Origin of the sequence: Flammeovirga sp. SubArs3, assembly GCF_947387565.1 — a bacterium.
Classification (GTDB): domain Bacteria; phylum Bacteroidota; class Bacteroidia; order Cytophagales; family Flammeovirgaceae; genus Flammeovirga; species Flammeovirga agarivorans.
This window is the reverse complement of record NZ_CANDOA010000009.1, coordinates 15,400-39,286: the sequence shown is the minus strand read 5'-3', so window position 1 is coordinate 39,286 and position 23,887 is coordinate 15,400. Positions and strand designations below refer to the sequence as shown.

Below are 23,887 nucleotides of genomic sequence, written 5' to 3'. Positions count from 1 at the left end.
TTGATCGTTTAAGTATTCCAATTTTATCTTCTCTTTAAGAAGGGACAAAGCACTTCAGAAGCCCTATCGTTATTTGAAAAAAATAAAAATTGAGTCTAAGGCTCTTTTAAAAAGTGATAATGTAGTATCTTATTGTATCACAAAAGATCACTACTTTGAAGGAACTTTTACAATATTGGAATATCAATTTACATGGAGAGATTCAGGATAACATTCTGAAGTTTGATAATCATGTCGGAACAGGACTTGTCGATTATTACCAGTTTAATGAAAATTTCAAAATGGTAAGAGTGGATGCCATTTTATATCAAAAATTAGAAGGAAGTCCATATGTGTATGATGATGAAGAAGAGTTCATCACAATCATATTCGGAGATGCCTCATCTATTCTTTTCGGAGGCAAAATTAATATTCCATTGAATGGAGCATTGTTCTCGAATAAAAAAAGAAACGTCACTTGGGGGTTAGCTATCGATCAACCCTTACAACTCGTGATTTTAAGAGTAAAGTTCGACTACTTTTATAAGATGATCGGGAAATCCCAAAAACTTGCGAAGTATATCCAGCCTGATAAAGAATATATAGTCTTTGAAGAAATGAGTTTAGCGATCAAAGGCGGGTTCTATAAATTATTGGATATAAAAACTTCAGATTATTTAGACGAGTTGTTGTTTTCTTGTACCTATTATTTATTCCATTTATTAATCGATCAATTATCGAAAAAAGATACTTCGAGTGAACATCACGAAACTAGAATTCACTTTCATGGGTTGATACAAGTAAGGGCGATGATATTAGAAAATATAGGTCCTCCAATTGAGGTTGACCGTCTTGCCAAGTTAGCAGGGTTAAGTAGTAGTGGATTGAGGATTCAGTTCAAAAAAACTTTTGGCCAACCAATTTACCAATTTCAGCAACAAGTGAGGTTGGATCAGGCAAAGGACCTTTTAATAGAAGGGAAAAAGACAGTGAGTATGATCTCTGTAGATCTAGGTTTTTCAAATATGAGTCATTTTGCGTCTGTTTTTAAAAAAGCTTTCGGCATTACACCTAAACAGTATCAGAAAAAACAAAAAGAGGAGCTTAAAAACCCTTAAATACACATTGTTATAGCTGTTTTTTCTTTATTTATAAGAATTGTTATGTCGAAATACCCTATGTACTTATCAAATACTAAATAGTATTTTATTTAGTTGATAATTGAATAATACTCAGAAAATAAAAAAAAATATTCGACTTATAAGAGTATTTTTTACCCATATTTAGGATAATAAAAAATCATTTATCATATTTGGTCAACCAATAACCAGTAAAGTTAAAATTAGACTTCAATCTAATATTGGCTGGACACAATGACTTCGAATTACTCAATCTAGAGAATCTGAAATGAAAAATTATACTATCACAATTTTTTGCATAGCAGTACTAACAACTCTTGGAGCGATGTCTTTTGACACACTCAAAGAGAACAAAGTGACGACTATTGATGAACTGGAACAACAAATTAATAATGCTGATCCAGGGGATACCATCATTATGGCCTCACAAGTATGGAAGGATGTGAAGATAAAATTTAAAGGTAAGGGTACAGCAGACCAACCTATTGTTTTGACTGTTGAAAAAAGAGGAGAAACAATTCTTGCAGGTAATTCATCTTTAGAGATTGGAGGTGAACACTTGGTGGTAGATGGTTTAGTATTCAGAGAAGGATATGCTAAAGGTAGAGTGGCGATAAAATTTAAAATAAAAGATCAAGTGGCAAAATATTGCCGTATGACCAATGTCGTTGTGGATCATTATAATCCTGCAGATCGTTTCGAAAAAACGTCTTGGGTTGAAGTGTATGGTAAAGAAAACGAAATCGATCATTGCTACTTTGGAGGGAAGTTGAATGCAGGTGTGCTTATGGCAGTTAAGTTAAACAACTTAGAGTCAAGAGAAAATAAGCACCACATTCATCATAACCATTTTGGATACCGTCCGAAGTTAGGTTCGAATGGAGGAGAGACATTAAGAGTAGGTGTTTCCACTTATTGTAATGAGTCATCACAAACGATTATAGAAAACAACTTGTTTGACAGATGCTCAGGAGAGGTAGAAGTGGTTTCCATAAAATCTTCAGAAAATATCATAAAAGATAATTTATTTGTGGCTTGTGATGGTGTGTTAGCATTAAGACATGGCGATAGAAATGTCGTATCGGGTAATTATTTCTTAGGAGAGGATTCTAAGAATGCAGGTGGAGTAAGAGTGATTAATGGTGGACATACAATTAAGAACAATTACTTCCAAGATTTAAAAGGAAAGAGATTTTTCGGAGCTCTACCGGTAATGAATGGAGTTCCGAACTCTTTACCTAATAGATATATCAGAGCACATGATGTAAATATTGAAGACAACTACTTTTTTAATTGTGATCATATAGAGTTGTGTGTTGGATCAGATAGAGAAAGAACACAAACACCAGATCATATCACTATTCAGAACAATACTTTCTACTATACTGATAAGAAAGAAGTATTTACAGTATTGGATGATATTTCAGGTTTTACTTTTAAAAACAACAAATATAAAAATGATGGCTCTCCTCTTAAATACAACAAAGGGATGAAGCCATTGAAGGAAAGTTTTACAAAAAATGAAGCAGGTCTTTATGAGAGTAAATCATTCCAACCAAAAGTTCCAGTAACAAAAGAGGTGTGTGGACCGAGTTGGTATCAAGCATCTAACACTGTGAAAGCATTAAGTAAAGAACACTACAAAGTAGAGGATTATACTTCATTAGTAGAAGCAGTCGAAAAAGCACAGAATGGAGCAGTGATAGAAATAACATCAGAAAAGATAGTTTTTGAAGATGCTATTCATCTGAAAGTTGAGTTAGCCATAATAAACAAATCAGAAAAAAGGGTAAAGCTTTATTATGAGAATAACCCTAAGCAGAAATCATTTTTTGTGATTGAAAACGGTGGAAGCTTGACAATTGAAGGCTTAGATTTGAATGGTAGATCTCAAGTTGGCATTGCAAAAGCTGGGATATCAACATCAAAATCACCAATGATTCAACATTATAATTTAGTGATTGATAACTGTTCCTTCCATCACTTTGAAGCTTCTGATTATTGTGTTTTTAGAGCTTACACAAGCACTTTTGCGGATCAAATTGTAATCAAGAATTCAGAGTTTTACAATATATCAGGTGTTGCATTAAATATTAATGGACAAGCTGAAAACAAGGGTAGATATAGTGCAGAGGAGGTAATTATTGATAATTGTAAGTTTGAAAATGTGATGACCGGAGCAATGGAAATAACAAGATTAGGGAACGATGAATCGACAACAGGCCCTTATGTTTCACTAACAAATTGCGATTTTATCGATGTTGGAAATAAAGAATTAGGAAGTGCAGTGTTGTTGTGGGGAGTACAGAAATTAAATGTAGATCAACTGTTTTTCTTTAATTCTGGCAGATCAGGTAGAACAATACGTTTTGAAGACCCTAATTGGGCAGTAGCAAATATCAATAACATCTTAAGTATTGAATCGGGAAGGTTCGAATCTTATTACCCAAGATTGGGAGAAAATATAACAACAGTTTCTTCTGAAATGTCGAAAGAACAGGCTTTATCCAAGAAGAAATCGATGCAAATAGGGTTTCAAGAATCTGCGAAAAAAGGATCTTAAGAAAAGAAATTAAGCGATACTTTAGAAAGTAACATACATATTTCAACATTATGGAAAAAATACAAAGTCAAGCATTTTTTGTGTCATCAGAAAATGAATGGGAAGAGTTAGGAAATGGAATTAAGCGTCAGATTATTGGTTATGACAATCAATTAATGGCAGTAAAAGTTCTTTTTGAAAAAGGTGCAGTGGGTACACCACATGAGCACTTTCATTCACAAGTAACATATTGCGTATCAGGTTCTTTTAAAATGAGAATTGGTGATCAGGAAAAAGTAATTAATGCAGGAGATGCATTTTACTGTGAGCCACATGTAGAACATGAAGCTTTATGTCTAGAAGATGGTATGTTGATCGATACTTTCGGTCCGGCAAGAATGGATTTCTTAGACGGTTCAAAGCCAGCATACCTTGTAGGTAAATAAGGATAATATTTAGTAAGAATATATCATAGGTCAACAAGTAGTGAGTGTGTCATAAAGCTATCCAATAAACAACTCACTATTAAAATTAGCAGAGAGCAATAAGTTTAATATATCGTTAGTATCATTTCGTTTAGCGTAATTACGGTAAATCGGACTGGAAGCTAACACATTGAAATTGGAGTATTTGATTTCTTTCTCTTTGCAATCTAATTATTGGAAAAACTAACAATAGAATATTGATCAAATCAGAAATTTAGAATTATGGATTTATCAGGAAAAGTGGCCATCATTACAGGTGGTGTGCGTGACATAGGACGTTGCATTTCTTTAGCGATGGCAGATGCTGGAGCGAACTTAGTAATTAACTACTATGATGCAGAGGAAAATGCAGAAGAAAATGCATTAGAAACAGCAAGAATGGCACAGGCAAAAGGAGTTAAAGTAGTAACTGTTGCAGGTGACTTAATGAAACAAGAAGATGTAGACAATGTAGTACAAACTGCGTTAGATACATTTGATGGACAGATAGATATACTGGTAAATGTTGCTGGAGGTATTGTAGGGCGTAAGAAAATTGAAGAACAAGACGAAAACTGGTATAACTTATTGATGGACTTGAACATGAAAACTGTTTGGTCTATGACAAGAGCCGTTCGTCCACATTTAAAAGAAGGTGCTTCTATCGTTAACTTTGCTTCTCAAGCAGGTAGAGATGGAGCAGGAGCAGGAGCTTCATTATATGGTGCATCAAAGGCAGCAGTAATGGGATTCTCTAGAGCAATGGCAAAAGAATTAGGTCCTCATGGTATCCGTTGTAACGCAATTTGCCCAGGTATGATTGCGACAAAATTCCATGATGATCACACACCAGATCAAGCAAGAGTAAATGTAGCAAACGCTACAGCACTTCGTAGAGAAGGAAATGCTGAAGAAGTTGCTGATTTGGTTGTATATTTAGCATCAGGTAAATCGTCATTTATATCAGGAAATAACATTGATATTAATGGAGGTTTAGCATTCTCTTAGTAGAATGTTTACCTATACTCCACCTCCTTTTCGTTTTCGGGTGGAGTATAGCTTCCTTAGTAGTTTTGATCACAATAAAACAGACAACTATGAAATATTTTTTATTGTTATTCTTGTTATGGCAATCACAAGTGTTTGCTCAAAAACCGGTTCTAATTCTCAATAGTGGATTTGAAGACGGTTTAAAGAATTGGGAAGTAAAAGGAAAAGTTCAGAAGTCTCAGGACACTCAACAAGGAGTTGGAGCAGCCAAACTAGCAGAAAAAGGAGCAACAATCTCTCAATTTATAAGAGTTACACCAAAGACAGACTATAAACTGACTGTCAGTGTTAAAGGAAAAGCAACCGTTTTTGTTTCCGTAAAAGGGAAAAAAACAGAGGTGACAACAAACAACAAAAAATACGCAAGCACTGAGATTACATTTAATTCTGGTAAAGCAAAAAATATAATCATTGGTGCAGAATATCTTTCTGAACAATCTAGGCTAGATGATTTCAAAATAATAGCGACATCTACTTCAGAGGAATCTCAAACTTTTAATCCAATTATCGTTGTCAATAGTGGTTTCGAAAGTAAGTTCAACTTCTGGGAATCTACAGGAGAAGTTTCTGCTTCGAATGTTGTCAACAGTGGAGTGAAATCTGCTAAGATGGATGGAAAAGCTGAGTTGAGACAGAAAGTGAAAATATACCCATCGCAAACGTATCGCTTGGATGTAGCTGTAAAAGGTAGAGGACAGATCTTTGCTGAAGTTAAAGGTGAAGAAGTAACCAAGGATTTTGATACGAAAGAGTTTGAGGTCGTTTCTTTAGAATTTTCAGCTTCAGCAAAAGGAAAATATGTAACGATTGGAGGTAGGTATACTGAAAAACAAGTGAGATTCGATGATTTTAAAGTAACGTTATTGAATCAGGAAATAGATCCCAACCATCAGTTTCCATCAGATGTAATTCCATCTTTAACAGACTGGAAAGTGACATTACCTATCGATGGACAAGGAAGGGATAATCAAAAACAGTTTGATGTAGAAACAAGAATTAAAAATCCTCTGGAAATCGCCGATGGTGCCATTGTAGACTTTGAATACAAGCCCTACTTTTATGCTAAAAATGGAGAAGTATTCTTCAGAGCACATTGTGCAGGGGTAACAACAAAAGGATCAAAATATCCACGTTCAGAACTAAGACAGCGTTCTGGATATGGTAACCTGTATTGGTCTATGGATCTTCCGCAATACCTAGAAACAGAATTGCGCGTTACATCTGTTCCAGTATATAAACCAGAAGTTTGTATCACTCAAATTCATGGCCCAGATGATGAGCCATTAAGAGTACAATACCATACTAGAAAAGGTGTTTATATTGTTTGGAATGAAAACAATAAAGATTACGACAATGCTGTACCTTACAAGTTAGGGGAGCAATTAAAAATAACTGTATCAGTAGATAAGGGATACATTACTTGCCATATTCAAAACTTGGATCAGAATAAAGAATACAAGAAAATATGGAAGTCTATGGATAAGACGGGATACTTTAAAGTAGGTTGCTATACCCAAGCCTCAAAGTTCCAAAGTCAAATCAAGAGTGGAGCAAGAGACGAACCGAAAAACTCGTACGGTGAAGTAGCCGTTAAGTCTATTGTGTTAAAAACCACTTATTCACCCAGCAAATAATAGAAAGGAATAACTTTTGATCCACTAATGTTTTCGTTTTTCCGTAACATTATGAACACTAATTTTTGATTGGATAAGGTCATAAGTTATTCCTACTACCATAGTAGAATGAATTGAAATTACTTCAAATCTAATATTACTACACTTCTTTCATCTGACGATTATCACAAGGAATACTTATTTTAGAATAAAACACGACAATTATTTATTGATTACAGGCTATTTATTGTATCCAATACAAAATAATTGGCAGTAGTACTCTTTCTGTAATTATTTGATTTTCAGTTGAAAAAGTCTTATAAAGGAATTAAAAGTCATCTTCATTAATATTTATTAATAATTATGCGGAAAAATGTTGATAAGTGTAATTTTTTCACTTAAATTGCTGTAAATAATTTTTTGGTTGACCAATATCCAATTTCACTTAAAATATGATGAACATAAGATAAACAAATACTTACATGTCAAAAACATCACTATTTAAATGGTTAACTCCATTAATATTTTTTCTCACAATACTATCAACCTCTTCAGTCTTTGCACAAACAACAATCAGAGGAACAGTAACATCATCTGAAGACCAGCTTCCGATACCAGGTGTATCTGTATTAATAAAAGGAACATCAAAAGGTACAATCACTGACTTTGACGGGAAGTATGCTTTAATGTGTAATCAAGAAGATGTGTTAGTATTTAGATACATCGGTATGGAACAACAAGAAGTTTCAGTAGGTACATTAAGTACTGTCGATGTAATTATGAATGTGTCTACAGAGCAATTAGAAGAAGTTGTGGTTGTAGGTTATGGTACACAAAAGAAATCACATTTAACAGGAGCAATATCAAAAGTAAAAAATGAAAAATTAGATCAGATTCCAGTATCCAGAGTGGATGAAGCCTTAATTGGTCAGGTATCTGGTGTGAACATTCAAATGACTAACCCACAAGCGGGTTCATCACCAACGATTCAAGTACGTGGTGTAGGATCTATCGGAGCAGATGCATCTCCAGCAGTAGTTGTAGATGGAGTTTTAGTAGATTCAGATTACTTGGCATCATTAGATATGAATGATGTAGCCTCTATTGAAGTATTAAAAGATGCTTCATCTGCAGCAATTTTTGGTTCTCGTGGTGGTAATGGTGTAATTATGATTACGACAAAATCAGGAGAATCAGGAGCAACTAAATTTAACTTTAATTCATTCTACGGTAGAAAATGGTCGATTAGAAGAGAAAACTTCCGTCCAACTGTAGCAGAGACAAAGTTAAAAGCAGAAACATATATCCAGGAAATTGAAAATAACTTCCCAGGATTTGAGGACGATGAGCAGTTATATGCTGTTTACAGAAAAGCGTTAAGCACTGTTGAAAGAATGGAACACATGCAGCGTATTTCTCAAGGTGAAGAAAAAGATTGGCAAGATATCATCTTCGAAGATGGTAATATTCAATCGTACTCTTTGAGTGCTACAGGCGGATCAGAAAATACAAATTATCATATCTCAGGTGCTTACTTGCAAGATGATGGTGTGTTACTTACTGACTCTTACAACAAAATGAACGTACGTTTTAAGTTGAAGAGTAAGTTAAACAAAAGGTTAACTTTAGGAGTAAACTTTAACCCTACAAGAGAGGAAAAGCGTGTATTCCCGACATCAATTCATGAGTCGTTACGTCAGTCTTCTTGGTTACCAATTGTACACGACGAACATACTATTCAGTTTGTTGATAGAAATAACTTCCCCAATATTGCAGTGGGGGATTATACTCAGGAATCGCATTTTAATAATTATCCTGATCCAGAAGATCCAACAGAGACACTTCCAAATGTTAGTGTAACAAACAACTCTAACCCTTATGCGAATATCGTTGAAAGAAACTACCAAGAAAAGACTTTCAGAATTTACGCTAGTGCTTATTTAAAGTACAAGGTAGCAAAGGGATTAAACTTTAGATCTTCGATTGTATCTAACTACAAAAACAGAGTTAGAGACTATTATGATGGTACTAAGGCGTCAAGAAACGGTGCAGCAGATGCTCGTTTACGTTATAGAACATATAATGACTTAGCATGGATTAATGATAACTACTTTAGTTATAACAGAACATTTGGTGGTTCGCATGATATCAGTGCTACATTGGGTATGTCATTAGAACATAGACAATACGAGTTTACAGAGACAATTGGTACAGGCTTTACCAACGATGCTGTACAAACAATGAATGCAGCTTCTACAATCGCTTACGGTGATCATAATAAAGCAGTACAGACATTACATTCAGTATTCGCCCGTGTTAATTATGCTTTCAAAGACAAGTATCTATTATCACTTTCAGTACGTACTGATGGTAGCTCGAAGTTTGGAGCAAATTACAAATACGGTGTGTTCCCTGCAGCTTCATTCGGTTGGAGAATTACAGAAGAAAACTTTATGAGAGATGTGAACTGGATCTCAGTATTGAAACCAAGAATCTCTTATGGTGTAACTGGTAACAATTCAGGTATCGGATACTACGAAGCTTTAGAGAGAATGTCTCCATCAAGTGCAGTAATTAATGGTACAGTATCTTCTGGATATGCTCCTTCTAACATTGCACAACCTGATTTACGTTGGGAGCAGCAAGTAGAATTGAACCCTGGTTTTGACTTCGGTTTCTTCGGAAATAGAATATTTGGTTCATTAGAATGGTACCGCCGTACTTCTTCAGATTTATTACTTACTCAACAAATTCCATCAATTACTGGTTTTGATGAGCGTACAGTAAACTTAGGTAAGGTACAAAACCAAGGTTTTGAAGTAGAACTTAGTGTAAAGCCAATCGTTGCCAATAAGTTCCAATGGACATTAACAGGTAATGCTTCTACAAACGAAAATAAATTAGTTGATTTTGGTGGAGTAGACAGCTTAATCACAATTGTAGATAGTAAGCGTCCTGCAAACTGGATTGCAGTAGAAGGACAACCAATTTCATCTTTCTATGGATATAAAATAGATCATTCAAAAGGTGATAATGGTAAAGTACCTTTCGAATATTTATATGAAGGTTTCTGGCCAATTGGTGGTACTTCGCAAATGGGATATGTTCAAGACTTAAATGAAGATGGTAAAATAGATGAAAATGACCGTACGATCATCGGTAATCCTTACCCTAACTTTATCTGGTCAATTACCAACTCATTCCAAGTAGGCCGATTTGATTTAAGCTTCATGTTCCAAGGATCTATGGGCGGACAGGTATTGAATATTGACCCTCAATACTACGAATACCAAACAATGCAAGGACAGCGACCAAATACAGCTTTCTTTGATGAAATGGATCAAGTGAGAGAGAGAATCTTAACAGACGACTTTATCGAAGATGCTTCATTTATCTCATTGAGAAATGTAAACGTTGGTTTCTCTTTCCCTGAGAACTGGATTTCAAAAGTTGGTTTAAATAAGGCTAGAATTTACGGATCGGGTACCAACTTGTTATACTTCATGTCTGATGATTATTCATCATTCAACCCTGAAGGTATTCGCGATGAAGGTCCATTGAACTATGGTTACCAAAGAGGTTCTGCACCAATTCCTCGTTCATTTATTATTGGTATTAACGCTGAATTTTAATCCACGTATTTGAGATGAAATATATAATTAAAATATTTTTTACAGTTGTATTCTTATCATTACTATCAAGTTGTAATGATTTCCTAACAGAATACCCCGTATCTGAAGTAGGTGTTGATAACTACTTAAGAAACGATGACGAAGTAGAGACTGCTGTTCTTGGTATTTACAGTGGATTGCAAGATGTAGTACAAGAAGAATATGCTCTTCTTGAGATGAGGTCTGACAACGCTGGTACAAGAAGTGGTGTAGGTGATTGGGCACAATTCGAAACATTTACGGTATTAACTACTAACTCTGTAGTGGCAGCATATTGGAACGCTTGTTATACGACGATCTATCGTTCAAACCTTGTGTTAGCCAATATTGAAAATGTTGCGGATTCTACAAAAAGAGCACAGTTCGAAGGTGAAGCAAGATTTGTTAGAGGCTACATGCATTTTAACTTAGTGAGACTATTTGGTAATGTACCACTAGGTGATCGAATGGTGGCTGAAGGAGATGTTGATGGTTACGTTCAAGTTTCTGAAGAAGAGGTGTACAGCTTAGTAGAATCTGATCTGAAATTTGCGGCAGAGAACTTGCTTTCAAAATCTGAAATTGATTTGGGTAGAGCGAATAAAGAATCTGCAGAGATGATGTTGGCACAATACTATCTACAGATTGGAAATTATGATGATGCAAAAGCACTCTTACAAGGGATTATTGATGGAGGTAACTTCAGTTTAACAGCGGAATATGACAATATCTTTTATCAAGAATTAGGTAATGAAATTATCTTTCCGATCTCATTTATTGATGATAATACCGATAATTCTCAAACGTTCTCTTACTACTTCCTATACGAACAAGGATCGCATAACTATGCTACAGATAACATGATCGCACTGTATGAGTCACAGCCTGGTACTTCGGGAGAAGATACTAGATATACGACCAATATTGTAGATCATAGAGGTGAAAGAAAAGGATGTGGTAAATTCTTGACCAACTCTAGTAATATCCGTCTTGCAGGAAATGATTACATCTTGTTACGTTATTCTGATGTGTTATTGCTTTACATCGAAGCACTAATCGGTGAAGGTTTCCAAACATCAGATGCAACAGCTTTAGATTATTTCAACACAATTAGAGCAAGAGCAGGTTTGGATCCGATTGCCAATATCACAAAACCAACTTTAGCTACAGAACGTCGTAAAGAGTTCCTTTATGAAAACAAGCGTTGGTTTGATTTAATCAGAACAGGCGATCTAGAATATACAATTACGAACTTCATGAATGATCAAGGGTTAAACTTCGATAAACGTCACTTACTACTTCCAATTCCTCAAAGAGAAATTGATACAAGTAAAGGACAATTATCTCAGAATCCTGGTTACTAATATTTATTATCCATGAAGTCAGAAAATGGCTTCATGGGTAGTACAAAACAACAAGACTTCTATGAAGAGTACTATACATTTTTTTAGCTTCATATGTTTATTTCTACTTTTTAACTGCGCTGTAGATGATAGTGAGTTAGAGATTCCTCCTTTACCTGAAAAGGAAGAAACTGAAACTCCAGAGCCAGAAGTGGAAGACGAAGATACTACGGTAATTGACCTCGAATTATTACAGATTATCGATCAAGGTTTGGAAATGCAAGACTTTCCAGATTGGGAAAAGGTGGGTACAATTAGTAATACTGAAGAGTCTAATGGTGGAAACAATGCTGCCAAAGTAAGTAGTGAAGGAGATCAGCTATCACAACGCATAAAAGTAAATACAAACGTAACTTATGAAGTTTCCGCTTATGTAAAAGGAGGCATCAACTTATTTGTAAATCAAGACAATAGTCTACTGGAAGACACAACGGTTGTTTTTGATGATTATGAAGAACTGAAATTAGTATTTACTTCGACAGAAGAGTACATCACAATAGGAGCAAAGTTTTATGAGCAAGAAGGTCGAATTGATGATTTTTCTATAGCCATTTACTCTGGAGATTCTTCTCCAATCGTAGACCAAAAACCTACAGATGTAATTCCTTCATTGGTAGATTGGAAAGTGACATTACCAGTGGATGAAGATGGAAATGATAATTCAGCAATCGATCATGTAGATAATAGATACAATGATCCTTTAGAAATTAATGATGACGATCTCATTGGTTACGAATATCGTCCGTATTTCTTCGCCGAAAACAACGAAGTAATTTTTAGAGGGCATTGTGCAGGAACAACTACAAAAGGATCAAAATACCCTAGGTCTGAACTCAGACAAAGAGTAGGAGGTGGAAATAATTACTGGTCTGTTCATGACGAACAATACCTAAAAACAAAACTTAGAGTTACTCACCTTCCTGTAGTAAAACCTGAAGTTTCTATGGTACAGATTCATGGACCTGAAGATGAACCACTGAGGGTACAATATTCAACTGGATCCAATGGTTTACATATCATTTGGAATGAAGATAATAGAGAACAAACAGAGATAGATTACGAACTGGGTGAGGTTTTAGAAATTGAAGTGATAGTGAACCATGGTGATATCACTTGTAAAATTAAAAACCTCGATAACGGTCAGTCTTATGAAAAAACATGGACATCTATCGATCAGACAGGATATTTTAAAGTAGGATGCTACACACAATCTTCAATTTTCTTGTCTCAGTTCAAGTCTGAATATGACGAAAGCGAACCCTTGGATGCTTACGCAGAAGTAGCGGTTCAATCCATAGAGCTAAAAGAGACTTATTAGAAATAGTATGAAAGAAATTGATTAAATAACATGAAAACATTAAACAACATTTTGATTGGATTATTCTTATTCTTTGGAGGAATAGGAATGGCTCAGGCACAGCAAACAAGTGTTCCTCATGAAGCTGATGAGAATGGGGTATACATATTTCAAGCCACTCAATATTTCGAAATGGAAGCAGGTACAGATGCTTACGATGGAGAAAATTGGTTGCAAGGAACAGACGAAACAGTAGGTGACTATCTTTACCTAGAAAATACAACTTCTGATAATAGAAACGAGGTTTCTGCAGATAGAGAAATTAGCCCTTCAGTTGTGTATAAGATCAATATGCCAGAAGCACAAACGGGTTTTGTGTGGGCATTGATCAACGAGGGATCAAAAGATGGAGGTCGAATTTATGTAAACGTAAATGATCTTGATCTTGATAAAAGAAAAGTAGGAGAATTTGGTAGTGCTGCTAAATCAAGAATTTCTGAAGAAATGGCAGGGCAATGGCAATGGATTTTAATAAATAACCAAGCCAATAGCAGTGTTGTGAAAGCAGGGGAGAATGTTATTGAAGTTTTTAAAGCAAGACCAAACCTTAAGATTGCAAAAATCGCTTTTACACCTAAGCAAGAAATTAATTTAATTATCAATGCTCCAGAAGTAAAAGTAACAGAGAATGATGGTACTAATGTAACGATATCATGGAATGAGCCTACTTTAACAGGAGAATTATATGATTTTACAGAAGAGATCATCACTCCAAAAAGTTTCTTCTATAGAGTAAGTATTGATGGTGAATCACAAGGTGATCAATTAACAACAACAAGCTTATCGATCCCTGTGGCTGATTTAGGAACAGCAAAAGAAATTTCTGTAGAAGCAGGTCACTTATTTAGAAAAAATAGTAGTTCAAATATTAACTCTTACTCTACTCCAACTGTAATTAGTGTAGATGCTTCATCTATGCCAGACAATGGAGGTGAAGACGAAGGTTTACCAATTACGGATACTCCACATGAGGCAGATAAGTTCGGTATTTATATGTTCTCTGCAACAGAAGTAGCAGAGGCAAAAGAAGGTTCAGCTTTCGGTGCTCAAGATTTTACTGGAGAAAAGTGGTTAAAAGGAAATGATCCTGAAGTAGGAGACTATGTATACTTAGAAAATACTACGTCTGATAATAGAAATGAGACTTCTTCAGAAAGATACGCTAGCCCATCGTTAGTATATAAGATCAACATGACTGAAGCACAAACAGGGTATGTTTGGGCATTGGTAAATGAAGGATCTAAAGATGCAGGACGTATTTACGTAAACGTAAACGATTTGGATCTGGATAAAAGAAGTGCAAACTCTTATGGTAGCGCAGCAAGGTCTCGTATCTCAGATGCGATGAAAGGTGAATGGCAATGGATCGTTTTGAACAACCAAGCGAATAGCGGTGTTGTAAAGGACGGTGAAAATGTGATTGAGATTTTTAAGGCAAGACCGAATATTAAGATTGCAAAGATTGCTTTTACTCCTAGACAAGATATCAACTTGATCTTAGATACTCCGATGCCAAGAGTAACCGCGAATGATGGTACGAATATTACTTTATCATGGGATGATCCAACAATAACAGGTGATTTATACAATAACAGTGATGTTATCTATGATCCTAAGTCATACTTCTACAGAGTTTTATTAGGGGGAGAAGAAGTAGCTGCAGATTTAACAGCAAAGAATATTCAAATTCCTGTAGCAGATTTAACGGAATCGAAAACGTTTTCTTTAGAAGTAGCACATGAGTTTAAAAAGAGTAGTTCTTCTGTTCATAGCACTTATTCTATTCCAGGAGAGATTGATATTGATGCTTCATCACAACCAAATGATCCAGGTGAAGAGCCAGATTTAGAAGCACCATCGGTACCTACTGATTTAACATCATCAGATGTATCTCAAAATAAATTGACACTATCATGGACAGCTTCAACAGATAATGAAGGAGTATCAGGATATCAAATTATACAAAATGGGCAAGAGTTACCGGAGAAGGTAACAGGTAGTACTTCAGTAACATTATCCAACTTATCTCCAGATACAGAATATACTTTTGCAGTAGTCGCTTACGATGCAGCAGGTAATAAGTCTGCAGCCTCTACAACACACGTTGTAAAAACTGAGGCAGTAGAACAAAACCCTGATGGTGATTACCAAGATTTTATTCATCAAGCGGACGAAAATGGAATCTTCTTGTTCGAGGCAGTTGAATTCGCATCAAATTTACCGGGTACTGATGAGTTTGAAGGTCAGAAATGGTTAACAGCTACAGACCCTGAAATTGGTAGATATATGTACTTATCTAATACAGATACTACTACAAATTCAAACAAGGTATCTGAAGATAGAGCAAAAAGTCCAAGATTAATGTATCAGATTAGTATGCCAGAGGTACAAACTGGTTTCATCTGGGCATTGGTACAACAAGGAGCTACGCACTCTGGTAAATTGTATGGTAATGTAAACGATATTGATGTTGACGAAAGAACAGCAGGTGAATATGGCAGTTCGTTTGGATCTAGAATTTCAGAAGACTTAGTAGGTAAGTGGCAATGGATTCTAGTGGGTTACCAAATCAGAAATAATAATGCAGAGATGCTAAAAGCAGGTATCAATGAGATTGAGTTATTTATGGCTTATCCAGATATCAAAATTGCAAAATTGATGTATGCACCTAAGCAAGAGATCTTACCTATTATTAATCCGGTGAAGGTGAGAATCCAAGCAAATGATGAAACTACTGTAACATTATCTTGGGATGACCCAGTACTTACAGGTGAGTTATATGATTATAACCTTGATATCTTTACTGAAAAAGAATTTACTTACAGAGTTCGTTTAGAAGGATTGGAAGAAGAAGATGTAGTAGGAAACGAGTATGTGATTTCTAAAGAGAATTTGAAGTCTGCAAAAGTGTTTACCATTGAGGCAGGGCACTTATTTAGAAAGAACAGTTCTTCGAATGCTCTCTTCTACTCAATGGAATCTACTGCTTCTGTATCAGCAGACAGTCAACCTGACTTTGAAGCACCAACTGCACCAACGGATCTGATTGCTTTAGATGTTCAAGGTACAAATGTGGCGTTATCATGGCAACCTTCTACAGATAATGTAGGTGTTTTAGGATACTACATTTACCAAGATGGATTGAAAATTCAGGAAGTAACTTCTACTTCATATAAAGTAGGTGGACTTAGTGTATCAACAGAATATACATTTGAAGTACAGGCATTTGATGCCGCTGGTAATGAATCTGATAAATCTACAGCATTGGTAATTACAACAAACGATGAAGACGAAGTTGTTGGAGATAGACCAAATGTAGTAAAAGATGTAACAGCATCTCAGGTTACAGCAAGTTCATTTACTGTAGGTTGGGCTCCTTCAAATTCATTGAATGGAATTACAGCATATTATGTATTTGTAAGAGTAAAGGGTGAAGAAGAGTTTAAAATGGTAGCTCATTTAAGTGGTGAAGTTTTTTCTTTCAACCTAACAGGCTTAGAAGTAGGAACAGAATACGAAATCGTGGTAAGAGCAGAAGACGGAATGGGATATGTTTCTGAAAACTCTGATGTTATCTCTCAGAAAACTTCTGATGCACCATTATCGGTAGAAGATGGTTTAGCTTCTAAACTAATCCAGAAAGTATATCCGAATCCATCAGTAAGTGATGTAAATATTGAATTTATTTCTGAAGTGAATTACCAAGTGATTGATTTAACAGGACAGACTTTAACATCTGGTACTGCTCAAAAAGTGACTGTTGATTTACCTTCAGGTTCATATATCCTGATTGCTTGGGATAAACATGGCAATAAAGAAGCAACAAAACTCTTGTGCTTCTAAAATAAAGAGAGACATATAATTTGAAGACCGGTGAAACCCCTTTTAAAAGTAGCTAATATTACTTTTAAAAGGGGTTTACTTTTTAGATAGACTCATAAAAAAAGGAATGAAAACCGAAGTCTTCATTCCTTTTTTTGTAGATCAAAACTTACTATTATAAATCGAGATCATATTTTTTCTTAGCTGCATCTACAATAGGAGCTAAGTGTTGTTCCATAACTTCTCTAGCTTTAGCAGAGTCGCCGCTTTCGATAGCATTATAGATCTCTCTATGTTCTTCTATCGCTTCTTGTCTACTTTGTTTAGTACAAACTCTCTCTTTTTCAAAGTGGTTAAGAATATCAGGAGTAATGATACTCATTAAACTTTTAAGCGTAGAGTTTTTAGCACATCGACAAAGAGAAAGATGGAAAAGGAAATCCTTTTCAGTGATATCTTCCTGGTTTTCCTCTACCGCTTTTTCATAAGCTTCAAGGGTTTTTAATACTTTATCAAGGTCGTCTTTTTCTCTTCTTTTTGCCGCAAGTCCAGCGATTTTCACTTCTAAAAGAACTCGGGTTTCGATTAATGAGAAAAAGTCGTTGTTGTCGATTTCCAACATATTAGAGATAAGTCCTTCGATGGCCTTAGCTCCAAGTCCCACTACTACAGTTCCGCTTTGAGGTTGAGTTTTAAGCAGTCCAAAAAACTCCATTTTTTTAAGAGCTTCTCTCACATGACTTCTACCAACACCAAACTGCTCACTTAGTTTTCTTTCTGGGGGTAATGTATCATTAGGTTTTAAAACACCTAATTCAATCATTTCTTTTAGTCTTCGAATAATAATACTTGATGGTTTCTCCACAAGTATTTTTTCCATTTCTATATCCATCTTAATTTATAGTTTCAGACGTAACATTAGAAAAAATATTTGGATCGGATAGTTGAAGCATGAGTACTGTCAATTTGCACTTTTTTAATGTGTCTTGTTTATCGTCCAAATGTAAGTATAATTCATTATTGGCTATTCCTGATTAAGTTTTGATAGAGTGTAAATTTGAAAATCAAATAGCCTTTAATGGAAAGTATATGTAAAACTCAAAAAACGAAGCATTTTATACTTAAATAAAACCTTTCCTTTGAGCCGTAAATGTCCTAATATCACTTTTTCAATTATATAAATTTACGAAAAATTATTTAAAATTGGTATACCAAATATTCGTTTTCGCAAATTTATTATTCAATCAAGCAAGCCTTTTCTAATTCTATCCCAAAACTATGTGGTGATATGATATTTTATAAAAACGATAAAATTTATCATGAATATCTTTAGATATAATATAATTTGTTGTTTTTATAAAAGAATTTGTTGATTTACTTACCACATTCACCGTTCAGTTTATTGTAATATTTAATGATTTGAATAAACAATAATTATGAAACGTAGCATTTATCTATCATTTATGGTATTCGTATCTGGTTTAATGAACTTGGCGAATGCACAAAGCAATACAGGCACTGAACAATCCGAAAAAGTGAAGTTATTAACGGAAGCTTATTTATATGGTTATCCTGTACTAACCATGGCAGAAACATTTAGGTCTGTAACAAATACAGAACTTCCAGATCCTATTAAGGGGAAGTCACCAGTGAATCAGGCGGCAACTTTATATCCATTTCCAAAAGCAGGTTTTACAGCCGTAGTGAGACCAAATTTAGATACATATTACAATATGGTCTATGCTAACCTTGAGAATGGCCCACTATATATTCATTTACCTGCAACAAAGAGGTATTATCTAATTCCTATACTTAATGCGTATGGCGATGTAGTTCAGTCTTTAGGATCAAGAACTACCGGGCAAGATGATTTAGACATTGTACTTGTAGGACCAGATTTTAATGGTGAGTTACCCAAAGATCTTTTGGTGATCCGTTCAAATACAAACCTTAACTGGATGCTTGGTAGAGTACAAGTTGATAATGATAAAGATGGAAAATCAGAAGTAAAAAACTTTTACAATAAAATGATTGTACGTCCACTTGCTGAAAGAGGTAATTCAAAATATAAAGCACCAAAAGGAACATATAAACCTGCCAATGAGGTAGTACCTATGAAAGCTGTTGATGATTTAGAAATTACAGCTTTCTATAATAAAATGATGGAATTATTATTAACGAATCCACCTCAAGAAGCTGACAAAGCTTTTATCGAAAAGCTTTCTGAAGTAGGTATTACAGCTGGTGGAAATTTTGATATCACAGCATTCACTAGTGAAGAGCAAAAGGCGATAAAAGCTATTCCATCAAATGTTCAAAAATTATTTGCTCACTTAACAGCTCATCCGGATAAGAGTTTAGTACAAAATGGGTGGTTTGTAGTGACAAAGGGATTAGGAGAATACGGAACAAACTATGCCTTGAGAGCTTATGTTACTAAAATTGGATTTGGAGCGAATACAGCAGAAGATGCGATTTATCCAAATGCAGCAGTAGACGCAGATGGAAATAAGTTTAATGGATCAAATCAATATATCTTGCATTTTGATGCCGATAAATTACCTCCTGTAAAAGGTTTCTGGTCAATCACAATGTACAATAAAGAAGGCTTTTTGGTAGATAATACCATCGATCGATACAATTTGAGTAATAAAAAGGAACTACAATATAATGAGGATGGTTCTTTGGACATTTATATCCAAGCAACTGCTCCAGAAGGAATGGAGTCCAATTGGTTACCATCTACAACTGCTGGGGTTGAATTCGAATTAACGTTCAGAATGTATTGGCCAAGTGAAGCAATTTTAGATAGAACTTGGGTAATGCCAGGTGTAAAAAAAGTAAACTAAGTCACCTGTAGTTATTTGAAAATAAAATGGAGATACTCTTAATGCTTAAAGTATCTCCATTTTTTTATATAAAGCTAACTATAGTAACTAAACTTAATAAAAACATACTGACCCCAGTTAATTTTAGAGGGTTAGTGGGGAGTCTCTTTTCTTCTAGTAATTTTCCGCCAATCCATCCAACAGAGAATAGAATAATGGACAGTAGAAGCATATGAACTGTAAATAGGTAAATCGTAGAATAATGATACTGAATGGTGCCTAAGGAATAGCTATTGACAAAAGATGCAAAGAATAAGCCTATTATTACTAGATAATAATGCCCTTTTGGAAACATATAGATCATCACTCCTAAAAGAAATACACTGCTGATAATTACCCACTGAATAATACCTTCATCTATATTATTTAGAATACCGAAAATGTATCCAAACAAAAAGAAAAAGAAGGATATACTCATGATTAATGGTACATATTTTTTGGGAATCATTAGACGGGAAACTAACCCAATTCCAGCGATGGCAGCAAGGTAATTTGCAGTCATCAGAAAATTTGTAGGTCGTCCTTCAACTCTCAACTTGGCTTGAATGATATCTATGATGATAAACAGAACCAAGAAAACAAGTAGTTGTTTGTAATTTTTTCTATTAGGTTTCATGGTGAAGAATGTCAAACGGATATAAGATTGTTGTTGTCGTATTAAATATCTAACCTAAAAACACAGCATCTACAGGAATTGTTTTTAGATCTTTTTGATGATAATAGGGTGTCAGTTACACTATGATGTGGCAAATATAGAGATATAATATTTCTGTGAGTTATTTCTTGTAACATTATTCACATATTAATTGATTGTGCCTTATCAGAAGTCTTGATGATTTTTTGTAAATTATTATAAACGATCATGTTAGATATAGTATGCATAATATTCTGAATTATTGGAGAGAATTAGTTGGAGGTCAACAAAAAGATGGAAAAATCACCATTCCTTCAGAACATGGAGAGGGCACATTAGATGCTTATAAATTATCTTCAAATTTTGATGTAGCAAGGCTATGTTTTAAACTCAACAAGGATATCTCAGGAGCTACTTTTATTATGGAAGATGATGAAGATTTTTATCCTATCATTTTTAGTCATAAGTCTTCTGTAATTTTCGAAGGGAAGTACCAATCGGTCTTAAATGGAGCATTACTCTCTAACAACAAACAGAATATTCGATGGACTTTACCAGCCAACCAAAGAGTTGAAATGGTATTTATCAGAGTAAGGAAAAGTTACTTTCGGGAAATTGTAGCAAAATCAGAAGCATTACAGAAAGTTTTCCCGGAAGGAAAAACATTTACCGTATTTGAAGAACTAACTACGTTAATAAGGGGAGCGTTTTTTAGAATACTAGAACAGAAAGAGTCTCTATTGTTTACTGAGTTTCTTGAGGATTTTGTCAGGTTTATTTTTCACCTTTTGATGGACCAAATTTCCTCAAGAGAAATGATAAAAAACGAAGAATATACTTCAATCAATATTCAACTGGTATTTAAAGCCAGAGATATGATACTTAATAATAATGGTACTCCTTTAGATGTGGATCATATTGCTCGGGAATGTGGAATGAGTAATAGTAATCTAAGGTTACAATTTAAAAGTACTTTTGGTATCCCAATTTATCAATTTCAACAACAAGTACGTCTTGACTCCGCAAAAGAACTATTAAAAAGAGGTGAAAAGTCTATAAGGATGATCGCAATGGACTTAGGCTTTTCAAACTCCAGTCATTTTGCTTCAGTTTTCAAAAAAGAGGTAGGTACAACACCCAAACAATATCAAAAACAATTACCAGAGTGATCTAACAAAATTTATTGTTTTTCTGACAGAATCTCTTAGTACATCTTTAATAAGTACCGTTTTTATAATTGTACTTAGCAAAAACAAAGTTGATTATTTTAGTACACTCTCTTAGATCTATAACCTGATACATTAATGATTGATTGACAATAAAAATTAGGTTAGGATGCTATGAACTAATCCAATTAAAATGAAACTTCAGTTATTCTAGAACCAACTTGATTTGTGTTAGACGATATCAAAAAATGTTGAGTTGATAAGTTTAATATGATCAATAAAACAAAGAAGTTGTCTTTAATTACTAAGACAACTTCCTTTGTTTTTTTAGCTGTGTCATATCAGCTGTTACAGCCAACAAATCCTTTATTTTATTTTTTTGATAAGCATCTGAGTGAGCTTGGTTGTACTTGCCTGCATCATTGTCAAAGTACTCTCCAGAATGTTGGGCATGTTCTTCACTTGTAGCTAAATCGTACAAAATTTGACTCCCTTTATCTGCAGAAGACCAAAACTTGCCATATGCTTCTTTTACCATATTTGTATTCAAAAGAGATCCCGGGTTGACAGGAATAACAGTAATATTCTTTTCTTGTTGAGCAAGATCAAAACTCCACATGGTTAGTGCTAGTTTACTTTGTGCATACGTAGAACTTTCGTTTTGCTCTGCTTTTCCTTTTAGTAACTCTAATGATACAGGAGTTTGTGCTGCAGAACTTAAGTTGATGATTCTTGGATGATTACCTTTTTTTAGAATAGGAAGTAATGCATTGGTTAGAATATAAGGGGCGTAGTAATTTACGGCAATTCTTAGATCAATGCCTTGTTGATTACTAGCTAATGTACTTTTAAACACACCTGCATTATTAATAAGTACATCTAAATGATCGAGTTGATTGAGAATGTCATTTGCTAGCGATTGGACACCTTTAGTATCAGATAAGTCACCAATAAATCCGTTGACATGTTCATTTGTTGATAACTTTTTGATTTCCTCAACAACTACATTCAACTTATCAACATTTCTTCCATGGATATAAACAGTATGTCCGTCTTTTGCCAACTGTATTGCAGCAAGTTTTCCTATGCCATCGGTACTACCAGTAATAAGAATAGTTTTCTTCATAATTATTTAAATTGATTGATACCATAACCAATTTAATCCAATAATTGTTGATAAACATCAGAGGATGAGTAGAAAAAATGAGAAAGCTATTTTTTAAAAAACAACAATCAGCAAATGCATTTATTTTTTTGAGAACTGCCGTTTCTATTACTGTACACTACGAAAAAGTTCAACATAGCGAATAAAACCTCTAAAGACATTAGATAGATGAAGTAAAGTAGTGTAGTAATATCCGTATAGGAAAATAGGTGAGTTAGGTAATTTTCTAACTATAAAAACTGTCTAAATTAAGTAATAGGGTACCGTTTTGGTACCCTTTCTTTTTATCTATACTTTTTAAGTAATCTATCATTTTAGTTAGTAAAGGTATTTTATGATAATACAGGATAGGAGTGTTTATTGTGAGGTGAAATACTGAAAACCAATAAACATTTTTTGCAAAACCACAGCGTTTTTTTGAATACAGTATAGAGACTGAATTCGTTTTTTAAAAGGTATAGATATTAATAATAGCTTTAAAATGAAAAAGTCACATATAGCTGCAGTTGCTGTTTTGGTTGTAGCAATACTTTACTTATTTACGCATCATAGTAATGCGAAACAAGATGCAATAATTTCCGAGAAGTTTGGGATGTATATAGTACCAACAGACGGACAAAGTGCTGCAAACATTACTAAAGACCAATCGGAGTGCTACCAATGGGCGGTAAACCAGACAGGTTATGATCCTGCCAACCCACCCCAAATTACACCCACAAAAGCAACCAATAGTGCTGATGGAACGGTAGTAAAAAATACAGCAGTAGGAGCTGGAACGGGAGCCGCAATTGGAGCTGTTGCTGGCGATGCAGGAAAAGGTGCTGCAATAGGTGCTATTGCAGGAACTGTTAGAGGTGCGAAAGTAAAGCACGATCAAAAAAAAGAACAACAAGCTGCTAATAATGCACAAGCTGAGCAACAGTTACAGCAAATGGATGCTCAATTTAAAAAGGCTTTTTCTGCTTGTATGACCGGCAAAGGTTATACAGTGAAATAATGCTATTTCTAAGATAAA

15 protein-coding genes are annotated in these 23,887 nt (G+C 34.6%); 12 read left to right on the top strand and 3 right to left on the bottom strand.

What is annotated here, in order from left to right; genetic code table 11:
• Window positions 1-155 precede the first annotated feature (155 nt).
• The 9 genes from QL232_RS21425 to QL232_RS21385 all read left to right on the top strand — a co-directional run bounded on the left by QL232_RS21425 (window position 156) and on the right by QL232_RS21385 (window position 17,040).
• On the top strand, window positions 156-1,097 hold the full coding sequence (locus QL232_RS21425; protein ID WP_281615700.1) for an AraC family transcriptional regulator: 942 nt from the start codon (window positions 156-158) through the stop codon (window positions 1,095-1,097).
• A 289-nt stretch (window positions 1,098-1,386) separates the two neighbouring features.
• Window positions 1,387-3,681, top strand: coding sequence for a polysaccharide lyase 6 family protein (locus QL232_RS21420; protein ID WP_281615699.1), 2,295 nt, complete (start codon window positions 1,387-1,389; stop codon window positions 3,679-3,681).
• A gap of 50 nt (window positions 3,682-3,731) precedes the next feature.
• Window positions 3,732-4,106, top strand: a complete 375-nt coding sequence (locus QL232_RS21415) for a cupin domain-containing protein (RefSeq protein WP_168885127.1) — start codon at window positions 3,732-3,734, stop codon at window positions 4,104-4,106.
• A 261-nt stretch (window positions 4,107-4,367) separates the two neighbouring features.
• Window positions 4,368-5,132: an SDR family oxidoreductase gene (locus QL232_RS21410; protein WP_168885126.1), complete on the top strand. Its 765-nt coding sequence runs from the start codon at window positions 4,368-4,370 to the stop codon at window positions 5,130-5,132.
• Between the two features lie 89 nt (window positions 5,133-5,221).
• Entirely contained in the window at window positions 5,222-6,808 is a 1,587-nt protein-coding gene (locus QL232_RS21405) for a polysaccharide lyase family 7 protein (RefSeq protein WP_281615698.1), read from the top strand.
• A gap of 461 nt (window positions 6,809-7,269) precedes the next feature.
• Window positions 7,270-10,419: a TonB-dependent receptor gene (locus tag QL232_RS21400; RefSeq protein WP_168885124.1), complete on the top strand. Its 3,150-nt coding sequence runs from the start codon at window positions 7,270-7,272 to the stop codon at window positions 10,417-10,419.
• Window positions 10,420-10,433: 14 nt separating this feature from the next.
• The gene (locus QL232_RS21395) at window positions 10,434-11,801 is read left to right on the top strand and encodes a RagB/SusD family nutrient uptake outer membrane protein (RefSeq protein WP_281615697.1); all 1,368 of its coding nucleotides are present in this window, start codon (window positions 10,434-10,436) and stop codon (window positions 11,799-11,801) included.
• A 61-nt stretch (window positions 11,802-11,862) separates the two neighbouring features.
• Window positions 11,863-13,158: a polysaccharide lyase family 7 protein gene (locus tag QL232_RS21390; RefSeq protein WP_281615696.1), complete on the top strand. Its 1,296-nt coding sequence runs from the start codon at window positions 11,863-11,865 to the stop codon at window positions 13,156-13,158.
• Window positions 13,159-13,188: 30 nt separating this feature from the next.
• Window positions 13,189-17,040, top strand: a complete 3,852-nt coding sequence (locus QL232_RS21385) for a fibronectin type III domain-containing protein (RefSeq protein WP_281615695.1) — start codon at window positions 13,189-13,191, stop codon at window positions 17,038-17,040.
• Window positions 17,041-17,194: 154 nt separating this feature from the next.
• On the opposite strand, the gene QL232_RS21380 is transcribed toward QL232_RS21385, so the two are convergent.
• Window positions 17,195-17,899: a FadR/GntR family transcriptional regulator gene (locus QL232_RS21380; RefSeq protein WP_168885120.1), complete on the bottom strand. Its 705-nt coding sequence runs from the start codon at window positions 17,897-17,899 to the stop codon at window positions 17,195-17,197.
• Window positions 17,900-18,455: 556 nt separating this feature from the next.
• On the opposite strand from QL232_RS21380, the gene QL232_RS21375 reads away from it, so the two are divergent.
• Complete coding sequence (locus QL232_RS21375; protein WP_281615694.1) at window positions 18,456-19,868, top strand: DUF1214 domain-containing protein; 1,413 nt, start codon at window positions 18,456-18,458, stop codon at window positions 19,866-19,868.
• Window positions 19,869-19,932: 64 nt separating this feature from the next.
• Here the strand turns inward: QL232_RS21375 and QL232_RS21370 are convergent, their stop codons facing one another.
• A complete protein-coding gene (locus tag QL232_RS21370; RefSeq protein WP_281615693.1) occupies window positions 19,933-20,523 on the bottom strand; it encodes a hypothetical protein in 591 nt (196 codons plus the stop codon).
• Window positions 20,524-20,783: 260 nt separating this feature from the next.
• On the opposite strand from QL232_RS21370, the gene QL232_RS21365 reads away from it, so the two are divergent.
• Complete coding sequence (locus QL232_RS21365) at window positions 20,784-21,710, top strand: AraC family transcriptional regulator (protein WP_281615692.1); 927 nt, start codon at window positions 20,784-20,786, stop codon at window positions 21,708-21,710.
• Window positions 21,711-22,011: 301 nt separating this feature from the next.
• Here QL232_RS21365 and QL232_RS21360 read toward each other — a convergent pair whose 3' ends face one another.
• Window positions 22,012-22,833 carry an SDR family NAD(P)-dependent oxidoreductase gene (locus QL232_RS21360; RefSeq protein ID WP_281615691.1) on the bottom strand — a complete coding sequence of 274 codons (822 nt, stop codon included), beginning with the start codon at window positions 22,831-22,833 and terminating at the stop codon, window positions 22,012-22,014.
• Between the two features lie 520 nt (window positions 22,834-23,353).
• Between QL232_RS21360 and QL232_RS21355 the strand changes: the two genes are divergently transcribed.
• Window positions 23,354-23,869 carry a glycine zipper domain-containing protein gene (locus tag QL232_RS21355; RefSeq protein WP_235958346.1) on the top strand — a complete coding sequence of 172 codons (516 nt, stop codon included), beginning with the start codon at window positions 23,354-23,356 and terminating at the stop codon, window positions 23,867-23,869.
• Window positions 23,870-23,887: the final 18 nt, after the last annotated feature.

Excerpts from the sequence above, each read along its gene's own strand:
- QL232_RS21410 (WP_168885126.1), top strand. The coding sequence starts at position 4,368 with ATGGATTTATCAGGAAAAGTGGCCATCATTACAGGTGGTGTGCGTGAC.
- QL232_RS21405 (WP_281615698.1), top strand. The coding sequence starts at position 5,222 with ATGAAATATTTTTTATTGTTATTCTTGTTATGGCAATCACAAGTGTTT.
- QL232_RS21355 (WP_235958346.1), top strand. The coding sequence starts at position 23,354 with ATGAAAAAGTCACATATAGCTGCAGTTGCTGTTTTGGTTGTAGCAATA.
- QL232_RS21390 (WP_281615696.1), top strand. The coding sequence starts at position 11,863 with ATGAAGAGTACTATACATTTTTTTAGCTTCATATGTTTATTTCTACTT.
- QL232_RS21395 (WP_281615697.1), top strand. The coding sequence starts at position 10,434 with ATGAAATATATAATTAAAATATTTTTTACAGTTGTATTCTTATCATTA.
- QL232_RS21375 (WP_281615694.1), top strand. The coding sequence starts at position 18,456 with ATGAAACGTAGCATTTATCTATCATTTATGGTATTCGTATCTGGTTTA.
- QL232_RS21420 (WP_281615699.1), top strand. The coding sequence starts at position 1,387 with ATGAAAAATTATACTATCACAATTTTTTGCATAGCAGTACTAACAACT.
- QL232_RS21385 (WP_281615695.1), top strand. The coding sequence starts at position 13,189 with ATGAAAACATTAAACAACATTTTGATTGGATTATTCTTATTCTTTGGA.
- QL232_RS21380 (WP_168885120.1), bottom strand. The coding sequence starts at position 17,899 with ATGGAAAAAATACTTGTGGAGAAACCATCAAGTATTATTATTCGAAGA.
- QL232_RS21365 (WP_281615692.1), top strand. The coding sequence starts at position 20,784 with ATGCATAATATTCTGAATTATTGGAGAGAATTAGTTGGAGGTCAACAA.
- QL232_RS21370 (WP_281615693.1), bottom strand. The coding sequence starts at position 20,523 with ATGAAACCTAATAGAAAAAATTACAAACAACTACTTGTTTTCTTGGTT.
- QL232_RS21400 (WP_168885124.1), top strand. The coding sequence starts at position 7,270 with ATGTCAAAAACATCACTATTTAAATGGTTAACTCCATTAATATTTTTT.
- QL232_RS21415 (WP_168885127.1), top strand. The coding sequence starts at position 3,732 with ATGGAAAAAATACAAAGTCAAGCATTTTTTGTGTCATCAGAAAATGAA.
- QL232_RS21360 (WP_281615691.1), bottom strand. The coding sequence starts at position 22,833 with ATGAAGAAAACTATTCTTATTACTGGTAGTACCGATGGCATAGGAAAA.